Below are 19,997 nucleotides of genomic sequence, written 5' to 3'. Positions count from 1 at the left end.
CCCATGTCGCTCGCTTTGCCCCAACCCTGGTTGACAACGCTGTTAAAAATTATCGCCTTCTGGCAGCGAATACGCCGACAAACATCCACATCAAAACACCGGCCGGCCCCCAAAAAAAATCATCCGTCATGGACTTAACCAAAGCTGCCAGCACCAGAGAAAGGGCAGCCAGTTGCCATGTGCCCGGCACTTCCGCAACTGCACCCCGGGCATCGAATAGCAAGCGCCAGACTCCCCCGAGTGCGAACAGAAAACAAACGAGTCCGACAAGTCCCGTCTGGACGACGATGTTGAGCAGCAGATTATGAGCATGCTGCTGAACGTTGTAATCGACAGTGACGGCAATTTTCTGTTCGCCCACTCTCGACATGATCCGCGAGCCATAGCCGATACCGAGCAGCGGACGTTCAGCTGCTACCGCCAGCCAGTCATGCCAGATTACCCAACGAGGATCCTTGACATAACTATTCAGATTTTCGGAGGGCGCTGCTTCGCCAACTGCGGGCAATTTGGCAAGATAATTCGAGTACAAAATGCCCATGGCAACAACCATCAGCAAGCTGCCAATCAGCCCGAAACGCATGCGTTTCGGCAAATTTCCAATCCTGATCAGCCACGGCAGCAAGGCGATTGGCAAAGCCAACCAGTACATCCGGTTATGCCCGAGTACTCCCAGCAATATCCCGGCAATCAACAACCAGCCCCCAAGAAAAATCAGCCGATATTTCCGCCCCCCCGCAACTCTCCAGTTAATTCCGATTACGGCAATGCCGATCAGCGTCAGAAAGACTCCCATGGTACTGGCCACGCCACGCCCGGCGTAGGCGCCAACAACAACTTTGGGGAGTTCCGGCCAGAATCCCGCATGGACATGCAATGCCCCGAGCAGACATGGCACGATAAAAATGCCGATCAAGGCAAATGGCAACCAGAAATGGCGTTGCCCGATACGCGCCGCCACCGACATGGCCAACAAGCCGGCCGCAATCGGAGAAATGATCTCCCACAACGCGTCACCCAGGGTAACCGTGGGAGAAGGTGACCAAAGAGCCGATGCCAGCACCACCGCGACCCAGGGTAAAAAGGCTGCCCAGTAGCGCCTGATCAGGGAAACTCTGTTGAACCCTTCAACGATGAAGCTTAACAACACCACAACTGAAAATATTCGACGGGGTGCCGGCGCGTTTGCCAGCAAGGCAAAAACGCCCAGCAGGGAGAGAGAAACCCAGGCGAAAAGCGTAAAACGGCTGTTCGGCTCAGCGGACGCTGGCAAGCAAGGCGGCGAGTCGTTTGTTGAAGGCATTTTTCGAGAAACGTTCCATGTGTTCGGTTTCGCTACGCGGGTCGGGTAGCGAACCGGCCGCCTTGCCCATCTGAATCTGGGCAAGTAGCGCAGAAAATGACGGGTAAACAGCGTCGCCGGATTTTCTCGGGTCTGCATACAGCCAGCCTGTCTTGCCAGGAAGAACCGTTTCGGTAAATGGCGGCGCCCCCGGCGCCAGCACCGGTACACCGCAAGCCTGGGACTCAATGACATTGAGCCCCAGTGCCTCGCGCTCCGGCAAGCCGGTCATCAGCACGTCAATGCTGGCATAAGCCCGGGCAACATCCCGCTGGTGACCCCAAAAGCGAACGCGCTCACCGAGCGGTTTCAGGGCGCGGCGCAGGTCGCGCACCGAAGCGTAGCCGCCTGCACCAAAGACTTCCAGAAAAATGTTTTTCTGGCGCGCCAGTTCCGGAGAGAGCAGTTCCATCAGCAGCGGGAACTGCTTGATCGGTGCCAGACGCGAAACAATGCCAAGCGTCAGGCCATCGCGCTTCTGGTAAGCGGTTTGCCGACGCAGGCGTGACCAGAACGGTTCGCTGAGACCAAGCAGACGATCGCGGAACTTGCGGCGATCCCATTCGAATTCGGAGGTCGAGACGATCCCCTCCCCGTCACCTGGTCGCCTGGCATCAGCAACGCCATAGAAAGGATCGGGCCAGGCTTCCAACCCCAAGCCGCGAATGGTATCGATCACGTAGCCGGAAACACCGACCACCCGCGTGCAGGCGCCATAGGCATGACGGCTGTCGGCATAAAAACGGTTGAGAGGCATATGCACGAAGCCGATCAACGGTTGCATCGCGGCAATTTTCTGCGCAATGTCCAGCGGTGGCGCAGCATGGACAATCACCGGCAAGCCGCGCGGTAGCTTAGTAACAGCCTCTGCCCAGTCGTGCGCCTCGATCAGTCTGGTTGCCGGCAGGTGCAGGTTCTGCCAATGCTTCGCAGCCGGGTGCACAATCAGGACTGATGAGCCACCCAAGCCGGCGGCAGCCTCGGCAAGATGCGCAGCGAAAATTTCTCCGCCACCGAAATACGTGTGCAGTTTGATCTGGGCAAACAGCGGCTCGGCTGGCATGCCCTGAGTCATTTCTTTGCCGCCTCGGTCAGCGCCTCAAAATGAGCAATGTAGGTTTGGATCGTGTTTTCGGCTCGGAAGCGCTCGATATGAGCCTCGCCGATTGCCGGATAGTTTTCCAGCGCCGCACGGATATTGGCGCCCAGCGCCGGTGCATCGTCGACCGGTGACAGGAAGCAGGCCAGATCGCCAGTGAGAATTTCCGACGGCCCTGTCGGACAGTCGGTGCTCACCACTGGCGTTCCAAGAATCAGGGATTCGATCAGCACCGTCGGCAGGCCTTCGCTGTCGGAGGACATCGCGACCAGCGCCGCATGCTTGATCCACGGATAGGGATTCTGCTCGAAGCCGAGGAAGCGGACCCGCCCGGCAATACCCAATTCGGCAGCCAGCGCCTTCATCTCTGCCTCGTATTTCTCGCCTTCGGCACCACTGACACCGCCCAGCAATACCAGCGGCAGCGTCACCCCCGACAGCGCATAAGCACGCAGCAGCAGATCTTGGCGCTTGCGCGGCGTCAGGCGGGCGGGATAGAGGATGTAAGGCTCGGCCGGCAGTTCGCGCGCTTCGGCGGCACGGCGACGCAGCAGGTCGAAATCAAAGGGGTTGTAGATGGTTTTGATCGACTTCGGTTTGAGGCCGATTTCATGCACCAGCTCTTCTTCCAGCGCCCGCGAGACAGTAACGATATGACCGCTGTAGAAACGGCGAAACTTGTTCAACCAGCGGACATGACGGATACGGCGCTTGAGCCCTGTCGTATCTCCGACCTTTGCGGCCAGGAAGTGCTGCAGCGAATTGCGATAGCGGATAAATACCGGCCGCAGACCGGCCATCCGTGTCAGGCGATCGGAATCCTCGGCATTCGAGATGAAGAAATCGAAAGGCTTGCCATCGGCCTCGATCTCGCGGACCAGCTTTTTGATGCGCTGGGCGTACAGCCATTTATTCAGTGGCCGCCAGTTGGCCAGTTTGAACTGCTCGCTGACCAGATGAATCGGCACAGTGCCGGTCTGGTGTTCGATGGGCGGGTGCAGCACAAAAACCCGCGCATCGTGGCCCAGTTCGATGAATTTTTCGGCGAAATTGAGCGCCACCCGCTCGGCCCCGCCGCCCATCAGCGAGTCGACAAACAAACCGACCCGTTTCTTGTTTTCCGGACTCATGCCCGCTCCCTGACCAGCACGATGCCGGTAACTTTTTCAATGGCCTGCATGACCCGTTGGTTATCGATTTCCCAGATGCAGCGCGGCCGACCGCACTCGGCAACGCCGCGCCAGCAATGGCGCACCCAAGGCAAGGGCCGCTCGAACAGCAGATTCTGATTGCGGCACTCGATGTTCTCTTCCCAGACCACCGCAAACGGACTGTCGTGCCAGAAACGGCCCGGCCCCGACACAATCGGCGACCCCGGACCGAACAGCACCACGGCAGGCGTCCCGGTCAGCCGCGCCAAATGGGCGACCCCGGTATCGGGACTGACCAGCAGCGCAGCCCCGGCCATCAGATGCCACAAGCCTGCCATGTTGAACTGCCCAGCCAGATTAATGAAGCGTCCCTGCGGGTCGGCCGCCTCGACCAGCGCCTTTTCATTCGGCCCGGCGGACCAGACCACGGTTAGTCCGGACTGAGCAAGGGTTTCGGCCAAGGCCAGCCAGCGTTCAGGCGGCCACAACTTGTGAGGGCTGGAGGCGCCCAGATGCAGCACTGCGTACGGTTTGGCCGGCAGCACCGGGCCATTTTCGGGCAAGGGCGGTGCCGGCCACTCCCCGGAAACGTACGGAGCCGGCTCCGGACCAAACACCAAACGGCTGGCGATGTCCCCCCAGGCTTCCGGGCTCTGTGGCCAGTCGATGAATTCGTCCACCGGCCAATCCTTGACGCCACCTTCGCTACCGGCAAAGGCGGTCACCCAACGCGCCCCCATGGCCCGGGCGATCCACGCCCAGCGGTTGTCGGCCGGGACGAGCGCCCAGTCATAGGGCCCCTCGGAAATCAGTCGTTTCTGGCTGCTCAGTGAACGAGGGTCGTAAGGCAGCGCCCGTATGCCATAGGGCCGACTCGCAAAAATGGGCAGCCAGGCCACCGGCACCAGAGTATCGATCTGCGCTTCAGGGTGATCGCGGCGCAGTTTCTTGAACAGTCCAGCCAGCATGATGCTGTCACCGAGCAATAGATGATGAGCGATCAGTATTCGTTGTGGCCGGCTCGGTTTTTTCCGGCCAAAAACAAGGCGCGGCAAGGCATGCGAGAGAACCAGCAAGCGAGACCAGAGGCGGCTGTTTTTAGTCATGTCGCACCCGCGCCAAGCAGGCGAGTTGCTGGAGAGACTCATCGAGGATCAGCAATTGCAACAGTTGTTCGCCATACCCGTTGTCGCTTTGCCACTGCGCCAGCGCCTGGGTCAATGCAGGCACCGGCAACTGGTTGCCACTGTTTGCCGAGAGGCGTTCCGGCAAACCTGCGAACCGGCCTTGCAAGGATTTCAGCAGGGATCCAACCGGTGGATTGAAACCCATTTTCTTGCGCGAAAAGAATGCGAACTCTGCTGCCTGCGGACAGACGCCTGCCAACGCCTGCTTCGCGGGATCGGTGAAGCGCTCGGCGGCCGGCATCGCCAATACGCGGCCGACGAAAACATGGTCGAGCAAAGGGGCGCGCCCTTCAAGGCCATGCGCCATCGTCAGCAAGTCCGCCTTGCGCAGGATATATTCCGGCAGATAATTTTCGGCATCGATGGCCAGCAACTGCGTGATGGGAGACAGCGCCGCCACCCCATCAGGAATTCGCCAGTGGTGAGCATTGACCGCGACATCCGGTTGCAGCGCCGCACGCTCGGTCAGGCCAATCCCGGAAAAGCGCAATGGGTAGGCGGATAACCAGTCGAGCGACGCTTCCAAAGCCAAGCGACCAGGCTTGCCGGGCAAGATTGCCGGTGGCGGGCGAAGAGCGGAAATCGCAGGAAGCTTTCGTCGCCAAGCCGAACGCAGGTGTTGCCGATAACGCTTGTAACCGGCAAACATCTCGTCACCACCGTCACCGCAGAGCACGACCTTGACGCTCTTGACTGCTGCCTGCGCGAGATACCAGGTTGGGAAGCTGGAGGGGTCGGCGAAGGGCTCGTCGAGATCGGCGACAATCTGCGCAAAATCAGCCACCGTGTCCGCCGGCATGGCAATTCGTTCGTTCTCCATGCCCAATCGCCGGGCGATACCCGCAGCACGCTCGCTTTCGTCCATGGCGGGGTTGTCGAAGGCAGCGGTAAACGTCCTGATGTTGCGGTAGCCCTGCTCGGCCAGTCGACTGGCGAGTACCGTCGAATCGATGCCACTCGACAGGAACAGGCCGACCGGCCGGTCAGCGGCAGTACGCAGGAAAATTGCCTCGTCCAGCTCGGCCTGCCAGGTCTTGCTGCCATCTGCCAGCGGTTCGGGAGACCAGTAGCAGCGCTTCTCGAGTTTGCCACTGGCGAGGTCGAACGCCAGACAATGGGCATTTTCCAGGCGCTGGATGTGGGTAAAGACCGTTCCCGGCGCGGGAATCGTTCGGTGGGCGAGATAAGCGTCGATGCCGGCCGGCGAAAACCCGCGCTTGTTGGCGGGCAGATAGGGCAGCACGCCACGCACCAATGAGCTGAAGGCAAATTCGCCATTGGCTGCATCGTGGTAATAAACCAGCGGCTTCAAACCCATGCGGTCGCGTGCGGCAAAAACCTTGCCCAATTTCCGGTCGAGGACCACCAGTGCGAACATGCCGCGCAAGCGCGGCAGCAGCCCGTTCCAGCCCCACTGCTGGTAGGCGCGCAGGATGAATTCCGTGTCGGATGTCGTATTGAAAACGTGACCCTGAGCCTGCAAACCTGCCTTGTCTTGTTCCCAGCCGTAAACTTCACCGTTGTAGCAAAGCCAGATATCACCATCTTCGCTGGCCATTGGCTGGTCGGCCACCGGGCGCGGATCACGGATCGAGAGACGGGCATGCAGCAACGCGCTGCTCAGTCCGGCATACTCATCCTGCAAGACGAACTGGGCAGCAGAAACACGACAACCGGCAACATGAAAGGCATCGGGACCGCGGCGGGCAATCGCCGCACGCATGGCGTCAACAGCCAACCCGGAAACCGGGCGGCGGCCAAAGAAGCCAGCGATGCCACACATCGTTTAGCGTGCTCCGGGACGCCCGAAACGCCGGAAGATGGCTTCCATACGGTCCAGCATCAGTGTTTCACCGCAACGCACCACGGCCAGTTCGCGGGCGGCTGTCCCGAGGCGGCCGGCCAACGCCGGATCGTCGAGCAGCCGGGCAATTGCCGCAGCGAGTGCAGAGGCATCACGCGGCGGTACGATCAAGCCGGTTTCACCATCGTGGATGACCTCAGTCAAGCTCCCCACCGGGGTGGTGACGATAGGCAAAGCGCACGCCATCGCCTGCATCAAGGCTTGCGACACGCCTTCGTCGCCCCAGGAGGGCAAGGTGAACACATCGATGACCGGTAGCCAGCGCTCGGCATCCGTACGGTGACCAACAAAGTCGAGCCTGTCGGTTATGCCCAGCACTTCGGCACGGGTATCGAGCCGGTCGCGGTAAGGACCATCGCCGATGATCAGCACACGCAGGTTCGGACGACTCGGCAGCAACTGGGTCAGCGCATCGAAGAGCACGGTGTGCCCTTTCCAGTCACGCAGGGTAGCCAGAATACCGATGTAAGTCGCCTCCGCACTTAGCCCAAGCGTCGCCCGCGCCGAGGCTCGTGGCTGCGGATGGAAACGTTCGAGGTCGATGCCGGTTGGCACCGAGGTCAGTTGCGCTGAAGGGAAACCGTTATCGCGAATCAGCTGTGCCTTCAGGGCCTCGCCGGTGACGACGACATGAGCGCAGCCTTTTTCGTACAACCAGCGGGTCGACCATGAGCGGTTGACCGCCGTGGACAAATGGCGGGTGCGAACGATGGGCGGGGCGTCGGCCAGCGTCTTGCAGGCCAGCGCAGCCAACCAGGAATCTGTCGAGCTATGGGTATTGATGACGTCGAAACGGTTGTCGTGCAGAAAAGTACGCATTGCCTTGAGCGCTGGCAAACGCTTCTTGCCGATTGACAACCCTCTGACGGGCACGCCGTAGGCAGGCGCCTCCTGAAAAATGCGAGCCTCCGGCGGGCAGACCAGCTCCACCTGATGACCGCGGCGGATCAGCCCGCGCGCTTCCGTCAGGATCCGGATCTCCTGGCCGCCCCAGCCACATGAAGCTTCGGTATGGAGAATTCTCATGCCGGCTCCCGCATCGACTCGGTCTGCATCTGCAGGCTGTGCAAACGGGCATAGGCGCCGTTGATGGCGACAAGCTCTCCGTGCTGCCCGGATTCGAGTACCCGGCCATCGCCAAGAACCACGATGCAATCAGCCTTCTCAATTGTCGACAAACGATGGGCAATGACCAGCGTGGTCCGTTTCTTCATCAAGTTTTCCAGCGCCCCCTGCACCAGACGCTCGGATTCGTTGTCGAGCGCCGAAGTCGCTTCATCGAGGATCAGTATCGGTGCGTCTTTGAGGATGGCGCGAGCAATCGCCAGGCGCTGGCGCTGACCACCGGAAAGGTTATTGCCATTCTCGCCGATCATCGTCTCGAAACCGTTGGGCAACGCACGGATGAACTCCAGGGCATTAGCCGCTGCAGCCGCGGCCTCAATCGCCTCAAGCGACGCGCCAGCCTTGTCGCCGTAGGCGATATTGGCCGCAACGGTATCGTTGAACAGCAACACATCCTGGCTGACATAAGCGATGTTGCGGCGCAGGCTATGCATGCTCAAGGCCTGCAGTTCATTGCCATCGAGCAGGATGGCACCGCTATCGGGGTTGTGAAAACGCGGCACCAGCGCTGCCAGGGTCGACTTGCCACCGCCGGACTGGCCGACCAGAGCGACCGTCTGGCCAGGGGCAATATCGAGATTAATGCCGGACAGCGCATTGCGCTCGGCCCCCGGATAGCGGAAGGCAACATCGCGGAACACCAGATGCCCCGCGGCATGGCCGGCGTCGATCTTGCCATCGTCGCACTCGATCGCCTCATCAAGCAGCTGAAAAACGCTTTCGGCTGCGGCCAGACCACGTTGCAGTGGCGCATTGACGTCGGCCAAGTGGCGCAACGGTGAAAGCAGCATCAGCAGCGCAGTGATGAAAGAAACAAAGCTGCCGACCGTGATCTGGCCCGAAGCCGACTGCACCTGCGCGATGTAGATGACCACTGCCACTGCCGTCGCGGCAAACATCTGGACAATCGGATTGGTCGCAGCGGCAGCAACCGCCTGACGCATGTTCTGGCGACGAACCTCATCGTTGGTACGGTGGAAGCGGGCCGCTTCCTGCGACTCTCCCCCGAACACTTTGATCACCCGCTCACAATGCGCGGTTTCCTGCAGCACCTGGACCATGTTCGCAGTGCTGACCTGCGCCGCCCGGCTGGCCTTGCGCAAGCGTCCCGAAAAGGTTCGCATCGCCCAGGCCACTGCTGGAATCAGGGCAAAGCAAATCAGGGTCAATTGCCAGTTCAGCCACAGCAACCAGCACAAGAGGCCGATAACCACCAATCCATCCTTGAGCACTGTGACGATAACGTTGGTTGCCGCTGAAGCAACGCCATTGACGTCGTAGGCGATCTTGGTCAGCGGTACGCTGGATGCATTTTTCTGGAAATAACCATTCGGCAGCCGGACCATCCGGAGATACATTTCGGCACGAATATCGGCAATGACCCGGTTCGAGACCCACGAAAAACCGTAGGAGGAAAAATAGTTGAAAACACCGCGCAACAGGAAAACACCGACGATACCAAGCGGGATGAGCAGCGGATTTTCCATACCGCCACCCTGTTTGGTAAATCCTTCGTCGAGCAGCGGCTTGAGCAGCGCCGGAAACATCGGTTCGGTTGCCGCCATGATCGCCGTCGCGCACAGGGAAAGCACAATCGCCTTCCAGTAGGGACGAACGTACTGAAGAAGGCGCAGATAGAGTTCGCGGCTGCTCGCGGGTTTGGTCATAGGCGCTCGGCGATTAAACGAGCATTATACCGTTTCGCCGGCAAGCCTCAGAGGAGGCTGCGATAAAGCGCCAGTAATCGCTCCGACATGGCTACCAGTCCCAGATGCTCAACCGCCGCCCGCGCCGCCCCCCGCATGCCGGCCGCCACGCCGGGTTGCGCCAGCGTATCCAGATGGGCGCTCAGCGCAGTCACGTCAAGCGCATCGCAAATCTGACCGCTCACTCCCGGCTCGATCAGCTCAGCTGCCCCGCAATGGTCACTGACGATACATGGCAGACCGCAAGCCAGTGCTTCGAGCACCGCATTTGAGAGCGGTTCATACAGCGTCGGCAAGACAAAGGCGTCGGCTGCGCCGTAACAGGGAAGGACATTCTTGAGCCCCCCGGTAAAGATCACCCGCCCGGACAGACCGAGACCCGCCGCCTGTTGCCGATAGGACTCCAAATGCTTGTCGGCGCCGACAACCAGCAGGTAACTGCCTGTTGCCCTGGCGCTTGCCAACGCGGCAAGCAACGGTCCGACACCCTTCCGCTCGAAGCCGGAGCCAACGTAAACAAACAGCGGAGCCGCTTCGGGAATGCCATATTGCCGGCGTACCTCGGCCCGATGCTCGGTCGCCAGCCTCGGGTGATAACGGTCCAGATCGATACCGTTGTAGATCACATGCAGTTTCTGCTCAGGCACGCCATAGAAGCGCCGGATATCGTCACGGACCAGTTCGGAAATACAGATGACCGCCCGCAAACGCGGGTCGGCAAACATCGCCCGCTCTGCTGCCAAGGTATAGCGATGCCAAGGCGACAGTGCGGTGCCGACCCGGCCGATCAGACTCTGTTGGCGACGCCGCTGCTCCAGCCACGCGGCATGCACGCCATCACCGGCGCGAAAGATGTCGCAACCCGCAATCCGCTCATGCGACTGCACGAGATCGAACTGCTCACGCGCCAGCGTGCGCTGGACGCAACGGGCAAAAGAGTAATCGCGCCCCAGACGGCCAAGATGCGGCGGGGCGCACTCGATGACCGCATGTTTGTGTTCGCTACCCGTCCATTTGCGCGTAATCAGGGTCAACGACAGGTCGTTGTTCTTCTGCATCAAAGCTTCCAGCGTCGTCGCAACGAAACGTTCCGCCCCACCAAACGGGTTGTAACGTTGGCGAATCAGCGCAAGCCTGATCGTCATTTGCCCACCCCGCCACATTGACTCAGGACGTCCTGCACCGCCTGAAAAACTTCGTCGACGCTCAAGGATGTCAGGCATTCGCTAAGCTTCCCGCCCCCGCAACCGTCAATGCCGCAAGGCCGACACTGGTGCCTGGTGCTACTGACGATGCGGCAAGGCACTCCCCACGGCCCCCACTGCTTATCGCCGGACGGCCCGAACAGCGCAACTGTCGGGGTGCCGACCGCTGCTGCGATATGCATCGGGGCGGAATCAACACCGACAAACAAGGTCGCTACCCGGGTCAGCGCCGCCAGCTCCTTCAACGACAACTGACCGGAGAGGCAGAAGGCCGGCTTGGTCAGGCGCCCCTGAATCGAGTCCAACATTCTCTTTTCATCCGGACTGGGCGCAGCAGTCAAAATAATCGCATGCCCTTCGACCTGCAGCCGTTCAACCAAGGCGGCCATATTTTCTACCGGCCAACACTTGAAAAACCAGCGTGAAGCAGGATGGATGTGAATAAAACCCCTCCCGCTGAGTCCAAACCCGGCAAGGTGCTTCGCTACCACCGCCTCAGCCGGCGCCCCAGGTACAAGGGTCATGCAACGCTCATTCACGCCTGGCTGAATGCCGATCCGGCGCAGGGCGTCGAGATTGGTTTCAGCCATGTGACGCAGCGCATTGAACGGCATGGCTTGGATATGGCTAAAGCTCTGCTTCCAGCGCTTGCTCCGCCCCCGCACCGCCGGGCCAACCGCCCAGCGTGGCTTCAACAGACGGCACAGCCAGGCGCCGCGCCAATGCTCGGTCAAATGAATAATCAGGTCGTAGCCACGCGCCTTCAGGGTGTTGTAAAGCGCCAGTTCGGCCTTGAGCTGGCCGATGGCACCCAACTGCTTCCACTTGCGGTCGATGGTATGCACTTCAGCAATCGCCGGATGCAAGGTCACCATCTCGGCCGTATCGGCATAGACCAGCGCATCGATCTCGACCTGCGGCGCATGCGCCTTGAGCACCGAAAAGACCGGCGAACTGACCAGCACATCGCCATGATGGCGCAGCTTGATGACCAGCGCTCGCTTGATTTCACCGAGCGGCACCGCGTCGCGCAGAGGATTGAAAGTTTCCATGCCCGGCATTCTACTAGCAGCCACCATTGTGGATAACGCCGGCGTTACCGGGGAATGTCGATCACCGCGCAGGAGCCATAAGCGAAGCTCAGCTCCGTCCACCGCTCCGGCGGTAGCCCCTGCCAGTGCGCCAGCAAGGTACGGATCACCCCGGCATGGGTGACGATCACCGCCTCGGGCACATCCAGTGAATCAACGAAATCGAGCGCCCGTCGTTGCAATTGGCGCGGCGATTCGCCGCCGGGCGGCGCATAGCCGGCCACATCCGCCGCCCAGGCATCCAGCTCGGCGCGCGGAATCTCATCCCAGAGTCGCCCCTCCCATAGCCCGAAATCCATCTCGGCCAGACGGGTGTCAATGATTGGCCGTACATGCAACCGGTCCGCCAGCTCGCGACAACGGCGCAAGGGGCTGCTCCATACCGCTAGCCCCGGCGGCAATTCGACCAGCAAAGCCCCGGCCACCGACACCACATCCTCGGCCGGGCAATCATGCCGGCCGTAGCAAACGCCAGATTCGATCACTGGCTTTGGGTGGCGGATCAGATGGAGGCGCATATTGGCCGTTTGAAAGTTATAAAGCGTGCCGCCGACTCTTAGCGAAAGTTCGGGTTTTCAGCAGCAAACAGAAAGCTCTGTATCAGATAGGATCGAGCGAGAGTTTTGATCGTCTGACAGGAGTTGTGACTCCATACCGCTGCGCAACATCTTTAACGAGATCAATGAACCATGGCTGAGCTGATGGCGACACGACGATGCTTCTGAGTAAGCTATTTAGCCGAACACTTAGGGGTAATCCACTTTCCTTGCCTGACATCTTGAAGTTCTGTTCGAACCTGTCGTGGATGATTCGTACCTCCCGCTCGAAATCGTAGGCGACAACTTTGTACCGAAAGACGTTCGAATACGGAATGATGTCTATTTTTGGGTCGTTCCAATGCTTGATGTACTCAACCTTGCATAGGCTTGTTACGCCAAGTAGATTGGATGCTGCCAATTCCTTTCGTAGCCGGCCAACTGTCGTGGTAATTGCTACCGAAGCATCAGACTTTCCATAGAGTTCCCAAAGGGCCATATTGTCATTGACACCTAATGACCAGCAATTTACGTAAACACCTTCACGTAGCTCCTTTTTGAATTTCTCATAGCTGAACTCGCTCTTGTTATAGCTATAAGCCTCTTCAATCGCAGCTCGCAATGACGGCGTAAACGAGCCTTCGAACTTGTCTTGAAATAGATCAGCGCGACAAAGGAAAAGATTTTGCGTTCGCAGCAGATCAATAAACTTCGGAAGATCAAGGTAACGTCTTAAGACTCGGTTATCGCTTAGTTCTGAACTGATTTGAGATTTTGGAATGATGGTCAAAGTACTCTGCGCCCAAGAGGTTCTTATCGGATCCTAGTGATCACGAATCTACATTGATGCCCTTGCGGGAATTATGCTCCCGGAATGACCTGTCAGCAATGAACGCTCATTCGACAGAGCCGAAACATTCAATCAATACTGAGACAGTCAGCAATCTCGACGGAATTCTCTGCCATTTCTACTGACCGACCTGCAGCATACGAAATACGAAAGAGTTAAGGAAGGCGCACCAACCAAATCGCCGCCAACCCCAGATAGAACGCAATCTCCGCCAACTGCTGCGTCGCACCAAGGCAATCCCCCGTATACCCGCCCAGCCAGCGCTGAAATTTGCGGGCAAGCCACAGGGTGGCCAGAGCGGCCAGCGTGACTCCCGCTAGCGCCTTGAATAAGGGCAACGCGGCCAGCGGAGCGATAACGAAGCACAAAGCAACCAGCAGGGCCCCGCCTGACAAGCGGGTGGCGAGCGGCTTGGCCTTGCTGAGTTGATCGTCGCGAACGTAGTCCATGGTCGCCAGCAGCACGGTCGCGCAGAAGCGCGAAACAGCATGGCCAGAGAGCAGGGCTAAGGGAACTAGCGCCGGGTTGAGCGAGGAGAGCAGAACGAACTTGCCGAGCAGGGCCAGCACCAGCGCGACAACGCCGTAGCTGCCGACGCGGGAGTCCTTCATGATGTCGAGGATGCGCTGTTTCTCCCAGCCGCCACCGAGGCCATCGGCGGTGTCGGACAGGCCATCTTCATGGAAGGCGCCGGTCGCGTAGATGGTCGCCGCCATCGACAGCAGCACAGCGACCGGCTGCGGCCAGAGCAAGGCTGCGCCGAGATAGATCAGCGCCCCGATGCCGCCGACCAACAGGCCGACGGCCGGGAAATAGCGGGCCGAGTGGTTGAGCGCCTCGGCCGAATGCCCGACCCAGCCGGGCACCGGCAGCCGCGTGAAGAAGCGGATGGCGCCGAAGAAGTATTCAAGCTCGCGACGGATCATTCTGGAATTCCTGGATTCCCGCTTTCTCGTCCCGCAGGAAGTGCCCTTGGGGTACGGGAATTACGGTTTCTATTGGCCTGCTTATTCCTTGTCCGACACACCGGCCGATTCGAAGCTGGCCATCTCGTTGAGGAAATTCACGGCCGCCTGTACCAGCGGATAAGCCAGCGCGGCGCCAGTGCCTTCGCCGAGGCGCAGGCCAAGGTCCAGCAGCGGCTCGGCGCCCATCGCCAGCAATTGCGTGCGATGACCGGCCTCGGCGGAACGGTGGCAGAAGACACAGTAGCCGAGCAGGGCTGGCGCCAGACGGGAAGCCACCAAGGCAGCCGAACCGACGATGAAGCCGTCGATCAGCAGCACCATCTTCGCTTCGGCCGCCGCCAGCATGGCGCCGACCATGGTGGCAATTTCGAAACCGCCAAACTCGGCCAGCACCTTGAATGCTTCGTCATCGCCACCGCCTGCGCGGTAGCGGATCAAGGCTTGTTCGAGCAGGTCCTGCTTGCGCGCCAGGCCGGCATCGTCCAGCCCGGTGCCGCGCCCGACGCATTCGGCCAGTGGCAGGCCGGTCAGGCAGTGCGTGAGCAGCGAGGCAGAAGCGGTATTGCCGATGCCCATTTCGCCGAAGCCCACGACATTGCAACCGTTCGCTGCCAGTTGGCGGACGATGGCGGCGCCGTTATTGATCGCCTGTTCGCACTGGGTAGCCGTCATGGCGGCTTGCTCGATGTAGTTGGCCGTGCCGGCCGCCACCTTGGCATCGACCAAACCGGTACGCTGGCCGAAATCGTGGGCCACGCCGGCATCGACGACCGAGAGGCCCAGCCCGTTCTGCCGTGCGAAGACATTGATGGCAGCACCGCCGGCCAGGAAGTTCTCGACCATCTGCCAGGTAACGTCCTGCGGGTAAGCCGAGACGCCAGCCTTGGCTGCGCCATGGTCGCCTGCGAAAACCAGCATTTGCGGGTTGTTCAGTTGTGGGCTCAGCGTTTGCTGAACCAGACCGATTTTTTTGGCGACTTTTTCAAGCTGACCTAGCGCGCCGAGCGGCTTGGTCTTGCGGTCGATCTTGTTTTGCAGGGCAGTTTCCAGACCGCAGTCCGGGGTAGAAATTTCAAACGAATGCATCCGATTCTCCAAAAGCAAAAGGGCCTCGCGACAACGTTTGGCCAACGCTGCCGCGAAGCCCTGTCCACAGGCTTCCACGATCAAGAAACACCAACAACATGAAGCAAAGCGGTCCTGGCTAGGCGTGCCGCCGAAGACAGCACAAGGCGTACGGCAAGGCGGCACAACAACGCCAGGATTATTTTGTTGGCGTTTCTTGTTTCGACACGTCTTCTGGCTTTCGGATCGTCCCTTTACCGCGCCTTCCCGCCGGGTCTGTTTCCCCATTGCAGTGGCTGTTGCGGCATCGGTCCCCGATTACAGCGGCGGGCCCGCCCCGGAATTGAGTCAGACTCGCACCGGGTTCCGTATTGTCGAAGGCAAAATTATACCGGTTGCCGCCGGGCCGGCCTTCACCCAAAATGCCGGCCATGAAAGAACTGATTCTCGGCGGTGCCCGGTCGGGCAAGAGCCTGCTGGCCGAACAACGGGCACGCGTATATGCCAACGACCGAAGCATGAAGGTGACCTACCTCGCCACGGCACAGGCGCTCGACGGCGAAATGGCCCGCCGTGTCGCCCATCACCGCGAACGCCGGCCGGCCGAATGGGGCTGCACTGAGGAAACTCTTTACCTGGCGGCCCGACTGCGTGAACTGGCAGCGCCGGACACCTGCGTGCTGGTCGATTGCCTGACCTTGTGGCTCTCCAACCTGCTCTTTGCCGGCCAGGCTGCAGCACAGGCCGAAGCCGGCGAGGCCATCGACTGCCCGCTGTTCCGCACGGAAACCACTGCGCTGATCGAACTACTGCCGCAACTACCCGGCCGCATCATTCTGGTCTCCAACGAGGTGGGCTGGGGCATCGTGCCGATGCATCCGGTTTCCCGCCTGTTTGCCGATGAACAGGGGCGGCTGAACCAGCGCGTCGCTGCGGTTTGCGATCAAGTGACGCTGGTTGCCGCCGGACTGCCATTGAGCCTCAAGTCCGCCGCCGGCTGATCTGGCGCCATTTTTGAGGGCATTTCTCGCGATTCGGGCAGCCCGACAAAAAGATCGGTATCCTTACCGAAAATAGATGCGACAGATGTCTTTGGTGGAGGGTTCAAAGATGCATAAATTGCTCGACATCCTGGCTTCGGGCGTACATGACGCCAAGAACCAGTTGTTCATCGCCGAATCGCTGATTGCCGCCGCCGAAGCCAAGTACGGCATGACCATGAGCGAAGCCCGCTACGCCATCGAAGCGGCGGGTAATCGCCTCTCCCGCACGTTGGCTGCCTATGGCGTTCTGCGCCATGACGCGACGCTGGCCGTCACGCCGGTACTCGTTGCCGACCTCTGCGAAGAAGTCGTACTCGCCCAAAAGAACCATCTGACCGGCGAAAACATTGAACTGACAGTCGATTGCCAGGTGTTCGACGAATGGCCGCTGGACCGTGACCTGGTCACCGACATGCTGAACAACGCCGTACAGAACGCCGGGCGCTTCGCCCGCAGCCAGATCAGGCTCAGCGCTCAGGAGCAAGGCGGCTGGCTCCTCCTCAGCGTCGAAGACGACGGTTCTGGTTTTTCCGCACTGCCGCCGGAACAGGGTACCGGCCTGATGGTCGCCTCCCGCCTGGCCGAGCTGCATGCCCGCAAGGGCCTGCAGGGCAGCCTGCATTTGAGCAACGGCGGCAGCCTCGGCGGCGCCCGTTTTGAATTGCGGCTGCCCTGATGAGCGAGTACAACAAAAAACGTTTTCTCGTCATCGACGACCAGCCGCAGGCCCGCGATGCGTTGCGCTCCATTGCCCAAACGATAGGCGCCTTCGCCGTTGAATTCGCCTCCAATTATCAGGATGCGATCTTCCGGATTCGCAACAATGCGCCGGACATCATCCTTTGCGATTACATGCTGGGCGAGGGCCGCTCGGGGCAGCAGTTGCTCGAAGAGTTGCGCCGCTTCAATCTGTTGCCGGACGAAACGATCTTCATGATGGTTACCGGCGAACAATCCTACGAGCAGGTGGTTTCAGCCGTTGAACTGGTGCCGGACGACTACATCATCAAGCCGTTCTCGCCGGACAAGCTGGTCCTCCGACTGGACCGGATCGTCGCCAAGAAGAACTTCTTCGCCGCTTACTACAAGGAAAAGCGCCAGCAGGAGTTCGCCAGGGCGTTGGCCATCCTTGAGGCCCAACGCGCCAGCGAAACCGGACGACCGTACCGTTTCGAGATTCTGCGTCAGCAAGCGGAAGTCCTGCTCGCCAGCGGCGATGCCGAAGCCTCCGAGAAGGCCTATCGCGACATCCTGGAAAATTACGAATTCCCCTGGGCGAGAGCCGGGGTTGCCCGCTCCCTGCACAAGCAGAACCGTCTGACCGAGGCCCGCACCGAAATCGACAAGGTGGTCGCCGGCACACCGCATTTTTTTGACGCTTCGGACCTCAAGGCCAGCATCTGCATGGCTCAGGGCGAACATGCCGAAGCCCAGAAAGTGCTCGATGAGGTGGCCAAGAAAACCCCCCGCAACTATCTGCGCAAGCGAATGCTGGCCGAAGCCGCCACCCTGAATGGCGACAGCGAAACAGCGCGGGCAGCAATGGCCGACGTCATTGCCAATGACACCATGCCTGGCGCGGTTTCGGCGGAAGACCGGCTGGCCATGGCCCGCAGCCACGTCGATGCCGGGGACAAGATTTCAGCCGAAAAAGTGCTGGTCGGCCTACGCGACGCCGAAATTCAGGCGATGAACCTCGCCGAGCAGGCCAGTTTTGCCGCCCTGCTCGCCATCAGTTCGCCGGAAAAGGGCAAGGCCCGCTTTGCCGGCCTGCGCCCAGCCCTGCTAGCCAGCGAATTGGACCCGAGCGCCAGCATCGACGTGATGCGGGCGGCGCTTACAGTCGGCGATCACGAACTGGCCGACCGGCATACCGAGCTGTTGATGACCAGCCCAGACGCCAAGAAGGTTTTCGGCACGATCCGCAAGCAATACGCGCTGCAGGGCCGGGAGCAGGATTTCCGCGAGATTCAGAAGCAGGTGGCGCTCAAGCGCATCCACCACGAAGAGAAGCCGGCCGCCTGAAACGCTCAGCCGGGCAGCAGCGACGACAGCTTTTTCCAGTCCAGCGCGGCTTCGACCGAATCGGCCAGGCGGTCGAGATCAGCCTCACGGCGCGCCGCGAAATCGACTTGTTCGCTCTCGGTCATGCCAGCCCAGGCGAGCAGCGCGGTCAGCGCATCGGGGTGATCAAAGACCCCATGGCAGTAGGTGGCAAAAACCTGATCGTCGGCTGAAATGGCGCCATCGCGGGTGCCGTCAGCCAGTTCCACGGCGCCCAGGGCCAATCCTTCGCCGCGTGTCACACCGAGGTGAATTTCGTAACCGGTCATCGCCGGCCGACCCGGTAGCGACAAGTGACCACTCACATTGCGCAGCTGCTTCTCGGCCTCCAATGTCGTTTCCACGGCCAGCACGCCGAGGCCAGCCGTGCTGCCCGACAGCCCCTCCAGCCCCTGCGGATCGTGGATCATCCGGCCCAACATCTGGTAGCCACCACACAGGCCGACGACCTTGCCACCGTAGCGCAGATGCTTGTGGATCGCTTTGTCCCAGCCCTGCGTCCGTAGCCAGTCGATGTCGGCGCGCACCGCCTTGGAACCGGGCAAAACGATCAGATCGGCGGCTGGCGGCGTCTCACCCGGGCCGATCCAGCGAAAATCGACTTCCGGGTGCAGACGCAGCGGATCGAGATCGTTGTGATTGGAGACGCGCGGGTAGGCCGGGGCAACGACTTTCAGTTTTGCCGTCTTTTTGCCGCCGACCGCCGCGGTGGCGATGGCGTCCTCTGCATCAAGCATCAGGCCATGCAGATAGGGCAGGACGCCCAGAACCGGCTTGCCAGTGCGCTCTTCCAGCCAGGTCAGACCCGATTCAAGCAAGGCAATATCGCCGCGAAAACGGTTGATGACAAAACCCTTGACCCGGTTCTGCTCGGAGGGTGACAGTAATTCCAGCGTGCCAACCAGATGGGCAAAGACACCGCCACGGTCGATGTCGGCGACGATGATCACCGGGCAATCGACCGCCTCGGCAAAGCCCATGTTGGCAATGTCGCGGTCGCGCAGGTTGATCTCGGCCGGCGAACCGGCGCCTTCGACCACCACGCATTCGTATTCAGCAGTCAGCCGCGCCCAGGATTCCAGCACCGCCCCCATCGCCCGTGGTTTGTAGGCGTGATAGGCCTTGGCATCGAGATCAATCGCCACCTTGCCGTGGATGATGACCTGCGCCTTCTTGTCGGTGGTCGGTTTGAGCAAGACCGGATTGAAGTCGGTATGCGGCAGAAGCCCGCAGGCCAGTGCCTGCAAGGCCTGCGCCCGGCCAATCTCGCCGCCATCCACCGTCACGGCAGAATTCAGCGCCATGTTCTGCGGCTTGAACGGCGCCACCCGCACGCCCCGCCGCTTCAGGATGCGGCACAGCGCTGCGACCAGCGTCGATTTACCGGCATCGGAGGTAGTGCCTTGGACCATCAGGGAATAACAGGGCATGGCGAGCATATGTGAAAAAAGTCGGTAATTATGGCACCATCGGGGCCGCCCAATTTGATTTGGGCGAGTGTCTCCGGGTGCCGTTCAGCCTGCTGAACGGAGAATCGGGAAGGCGGTGCAATTCCGCCACGTGCCCAACGCTGTGAGGAGGACGGGCGATGCAAGAAGCCACTGGCAGAGGGGAAACCCGGCCGGGAAGGCGCATCGTTCGGTTGAATCCAAGTCAGAAGACCGGCCGGGAGACGAAATTAGGCTGCATGGACAGGCAGCC

Annotated in this window: 17 protein-coding genes and 2 riboswitches; of the genes, 3 read left to right on the top strand and 14 right to left on the bottom strand. The window is 60.4% G+C overall.

The annotated features are described in order from the left end of the window. Positions 1 to 49: 49 nt before the first annotated feature. The 13 genes from KI617_RS00845 to cobT all read right to left on the bottom strand — a co-directional run bounded on the left by KI617_RS00845 (position 50) and on the right by cobT (position 15,210). Positions 50 to 1,303 (bottom strand): O-antigen ligase family protein, encoded by a 1,254-nt coding sequence (locus tag KI617_RS00845; protein ID WP_226449778.1) that lies wholly within the window; start codon positions 1,301 to 1,303, stop codon positions 50 to 52. Further along, positions 1,257 to 2,417 (bottom strand): glycosyltransferase, encoded by a 1,161-nt coding sequence (locus tag KI617_RS00840; protein WP_226449776.1) that lies wholly within the window; start codon positions 2,415 to 2,417, stop codon positions 1,257 to 1,259. The genes KI617_RS00845 and KI617_RS00840 overlap by 47 nt, the downstream gene beginning before the upstream one ends. Then, positions 2,414 to 3,571, bottom strand: a complete 1,158-nt coding sequence (locus KI617_RS00835) for a glycosyltransferase (protein ID WP_226449775.1) — start codon at positions 3,569 to 3,571, stop codon at positions 2,414 to 2,416. The genes KI617_RS00840 and KI617_RS00835 overlap by 4 nt, the downstream gene beginning before the upstream one ends. Continuing rightward, positions 3,568 to 4,698 (bottom strand): glycosyltransferase family 9 protein, encoded by a 1,131-nt coding sequence (locus KI617_RS00830; protein WP_226449773.1) that lies wholly within the window; start codon positions 4,696 to 4,698, stop codon positions 3,568 to 3,570. The genes KI617_RS00835 and KI617_RS00830 overlap by 4 nt, the downstream gene beginning before the upstream one ends. Then, positions 4,691 to 6,562: an asparagine synthase (glutamine-hydrolyzing) gene (gene asnB, locus KI617_RS00825; RefSeq protein WP_226449772.1), complete on the bottom strand. Its 1,872-nt coding sequence runs from the start codon at positions 6,560 to 6,562 to the stop codon at positions 4,691 to 4,693. The genes KI617_RS00830 and asnB overlap by 8 nt, the downstream gene beginning before the upstream one ends. A gap of 3 nt (positions 6,563 to 6,565) precedes the next feature. After that, a complete protein-coding gene (locus KI617_RS00820) occupies positions 6,566 to 7,669 on the bottom strand; it encodes a glycosyltransferase family 4 protein (protein ID WP_226449770.1) in 1,104 nt (367 codons plus the stop codon). Continuing rightward, positions 7,666 to 9,435 carry a lipid A export permease/ATP-binding protein MsbA gene (gene msbA / locus KI617_RS00815; RefSeq protein WP_226449768.1) on the bottom strand — a complete coding sequence of 590 codons (1,770 nt, stop codon included), beginning with the start codon at positions 9,433 to 9,435 and terminating at the stop codon, positions 7,666 to 7,668. The genes KI617_RS00820 and msbA overlap by 4 nt, the downstream gene beginning before the upstream one ends. Before the next feature lie 47 nt (positions 9,436 to 9,482). Next, positions 9,483 to 10,619, bottom strand: a complete 1,137-nt coding sequence (locus KI617_RS00810) for a glycosyltransferase family 4 protein (RefSeq protein WP_226449766.1) — start codon at positions 10,617 to 10,619, stop codon at positions 9,483 to 9,485. Beyond that, the gene (gene rfaQ / locus KI617_RS00805) at positions 10,616 to 11,731 is read right to left on the bottom strand and encodes a putative lipopolysaccharide heptosyltransferase III (protein ID WP_226449764.1); all 1,116 of its coding nucleotides are present in this window, start codon (positions 11,729 to 11,731) and stop codon (positions 10,616 to 10,618) included. The genes KI617_RS00810 and rfaQ overlap by 4 nt, the downstream gene beginning before the upstream one ends. A gap of 44 nt (positions 11,732 to 11,775) precedes the next feature. Continuing rightward, the gene (gene cobC / locus KI617_RS00800) at positions 11,776 to 12,288 is read right to left on the bottom strand and encodes an alpha-ribazole phosphatase family protein (protein ID WP_226449762.1); all 513 of its coding nucleotides are present in this window, start codon (positions 12,286 to 12,288) and stop codon (positions 11,776 to 11,778) included. A gap of 82 nt (positions 12,289 to 12,370) precedes the next feature. Beyond that, on the bottom strand, positions 12,371 to 13,096 hold the full coding sequence (locus KI617_RS00795; RefSeq protein ID WP_226449760.1) for a hypothetical protein: 726 nt from the start codon (positions 13,094 to 13,096) through the stop codon (positions 12,371 to 12,373). Between the two features lie 215 nt (positions 13,097 to 13,311). Then, the gene (locus KI617_RS00790; protein WP_226449758.1) at positions 13,312 to 14,082 is read right to left on the bottom strand and encodes an adenosylcobinamide-GDP ribazoletransferase; all 771 of its coding nucleotides are present in this window, start codon (positions 14,080 to 14,082) and stop codon (positions 13,312 to 13,314) included. 81 nt (positions 14,083 to 14,163) lie between these two features. Further along, on the bottom strand, positions 14,164 to 15,210 hold the full coding sequence (gene cobT, locus KI617_RS00785; protein WP_226449756.1) for a nicotinate-nucleotide--dimethylbenzimidazole phosphoribosyltransferase: 1,047 nt from the start codon (positions 15,208 to 15,210) through the stop codon (positions 14,164 to 14,166). A gap of 186 nt (positions 15,211 to 15,396) precedes the next feature. Then, a riboswitch (cobalamin riboswitch) is annotated at positions 15,397 to 15,583 on the bottom strand. A 28-nt stretch (positions 15,584 to 15,611) separates the two neighbouring features. Between cobT and cobU the strand changes: the two genes are divergently transcribed. The 3 genes from cobU (at position 15,612) to KI617_RS00770 (ending at position 18,257) form a co-directional block, all read left to right on the top strand. Continuing rightward, positions 15,612 to 16,190: a bifunctional adenosylcobinamide kinase/adenosylcobinamide-phosphate guanylyltransferase gene (gene cobU, locus KI617_RS00780; protein WP_226449754.1), complete on the top strand. Its 579-nt coding sequence runs from the start codon at positions 15,612 to 15,614 to the stop codon at positions 16,188 to 16,190. Between the two features lie 109 nt (positions 16,191 to 16,299). Further along, the gene (locus KI617_RS00775; RefSeq protein ID WP_226449752.1) at positions 16,300 to 16,908 is read left to right on the top strand and encodes a sensor histidine kinase; all 609 of its coding nucleotides are present in this window, start codon (positions 16,300 to 16,302) and stop codon (positions 16,906 to 16,908) included. Beyond that, the gene (locus tag KI617_RS00770) at positions 16,908 to 18,257 is read left to right on the top strand and encodes a response regulator (protein ID WP_226449750.1); all 1,350 of its coding nucleotides are present in this window, start codon (positions 16,908 to 16,910) and stop codon (positions 18,255 to 18,257) included. The genes KI617_RS00775 and KI617_RS00770 overlap by 1 nt, the downstream gene beginning before the upstream one ends. Positions 18,258 to 18,262: 5 nt before the next feature. On the opposite strand, the gene KI617_RS00765 is transcribed toward KI617_RS00770, so the two are convergent. Continuing rightward, a complete protein-coding gene (locus KI617_RS00765; RefSeq protein ID WP_226449748.1) occupies positions 18,263 to 19,726 on the bottom strand; it encodes a cobyric acid synthase in 1,464 nt (487 codons plus the stop codon). Between the two features lie 58 nt (positions 19,727 to 19,784). Further along, a riboswitch (cobalamin riboswitch) is annotated at positions 19,785 to 19,980 on the top strand. Positions 19,981 to 19,997: the final 17 nt, after the last annotated feature.

This window comes from Ferribacterium limneticum, from assembly GCF_020510625.1.
GTDB lineage: Bacteria > Pseudomonadota > Gammaproteobacteria > Burkholderiales > Rhodocyclaceae > Azonexus > Azonexus limneticus_A.
This window is presented reverse-complemented; position numbering and strand designations above follow the sequence as displayed.

Coding starts and splice junctions, on each gene's coding strand:
- KI617_RS00845 (WP_226449778.1), bottom strand. CDS start 1,303: ATGCCTTCAACAAACGACTCGCCGCCTTGCTTGCCAGCGTCCGCTGAG.
- KI617_RS00840 (WP_226449776.1), bottom strand. CDS start 2,417: ATGACTCAGGGCATGCCAGCCGAGCCGCTGTTTGCCCAGATCAAACTG.
- KI617_RS00835 (WP_226449775.1), bottom strand. CDS start 3,571: ATGAGTCCGGAAAACAAGAAACGGGTCGGTTTGTTTGTCGACTCGCTG.
- KI617_RS00830 (WP_226449773.1), bottom strand. CDS start 4,698: ATGACTAAAAACAGCCGCCTCTGGTCTCGCTTGCTGGTTCTCTCGCAT.
- asnB (WP_226449772.1), bottom strand. CDS start 6,562: ATGTGTGGCATCGCTGGCTTCTTTGGCCGCCGCCCGGTTTCCGGGTTG.
- KI617_RS00820 (WP_226449770.1), bottom strand. CDS start 7,669: ATGAGAATTCTCCATACCGAAGCTTCATGTGGCTGGGGCGGCCAGGAG.
- msbA (WP_226449768.1), bottom strand. CDS start 9,435: ATGACCAAACCCGCGAGCAGCCGCGAACTCTATCTGCGCCTTCTTCAG.
- KI617_RS00810 (WP_226449766.1), bottom strand. CDS start 10,619: ATGACGATCAGGCTTGCGCTGATTCGCCAACGTTACAACCCGTTTGGT.
- rfaQ (WP_226449764.1), bottom strand. CDS start 11,731: ATGGAAACTTTCAATCCTCTGCGCGACGCGGTGCCGCTCGGTGAAATC.
- cobC (WP_226449762.1), bottom strand. CDS start 12,288: ATGCGCCTCCATCTGATCCGCCACCCAAAGCCAGTGATCGAATCTGGC.
- KI617_RS00790 (WP_226449758.1), bottom strand. CDS start 14,082: ATGATCCGTCGCGAGCTTGAATACTTCTTCGGCGCCATCCGCTTCTTC.
- cobT (WP_226449756.1), bottom strand. CDS start 15,210: ATGCATTCGTTTGAAATTTCTACCCCGGACTGCGGTCTGGAAACTGCC.
- cobU (WP_226449754.1), top strand. CDS start 15,612: ATGCCGGCCATGAAAGAACTGATTCTCGGCGGTGCCCGGTCGGGCAAG.
- KI617_RS00775 (WP_226449752.1), top strand. CDS start 16,300: ATGCATAAATTGCTCGACATCCTGGCTTCGGGCGTACATGACGCCAAG.
- KI617_RS00770 (WP_226449750.1), top strand. CDS start 16,908: ATGAGCGAGTACAACAAAAAACGTTTTCTCGTCATCGACGACCAGCCG.
- KI617_RS00765 (WP_226449748.1), bottom strand. CDS start 19,726: ATGCCCTGTTATTCCCTGATGGTCCAAGGCACTACCTCCGATGCCGGT.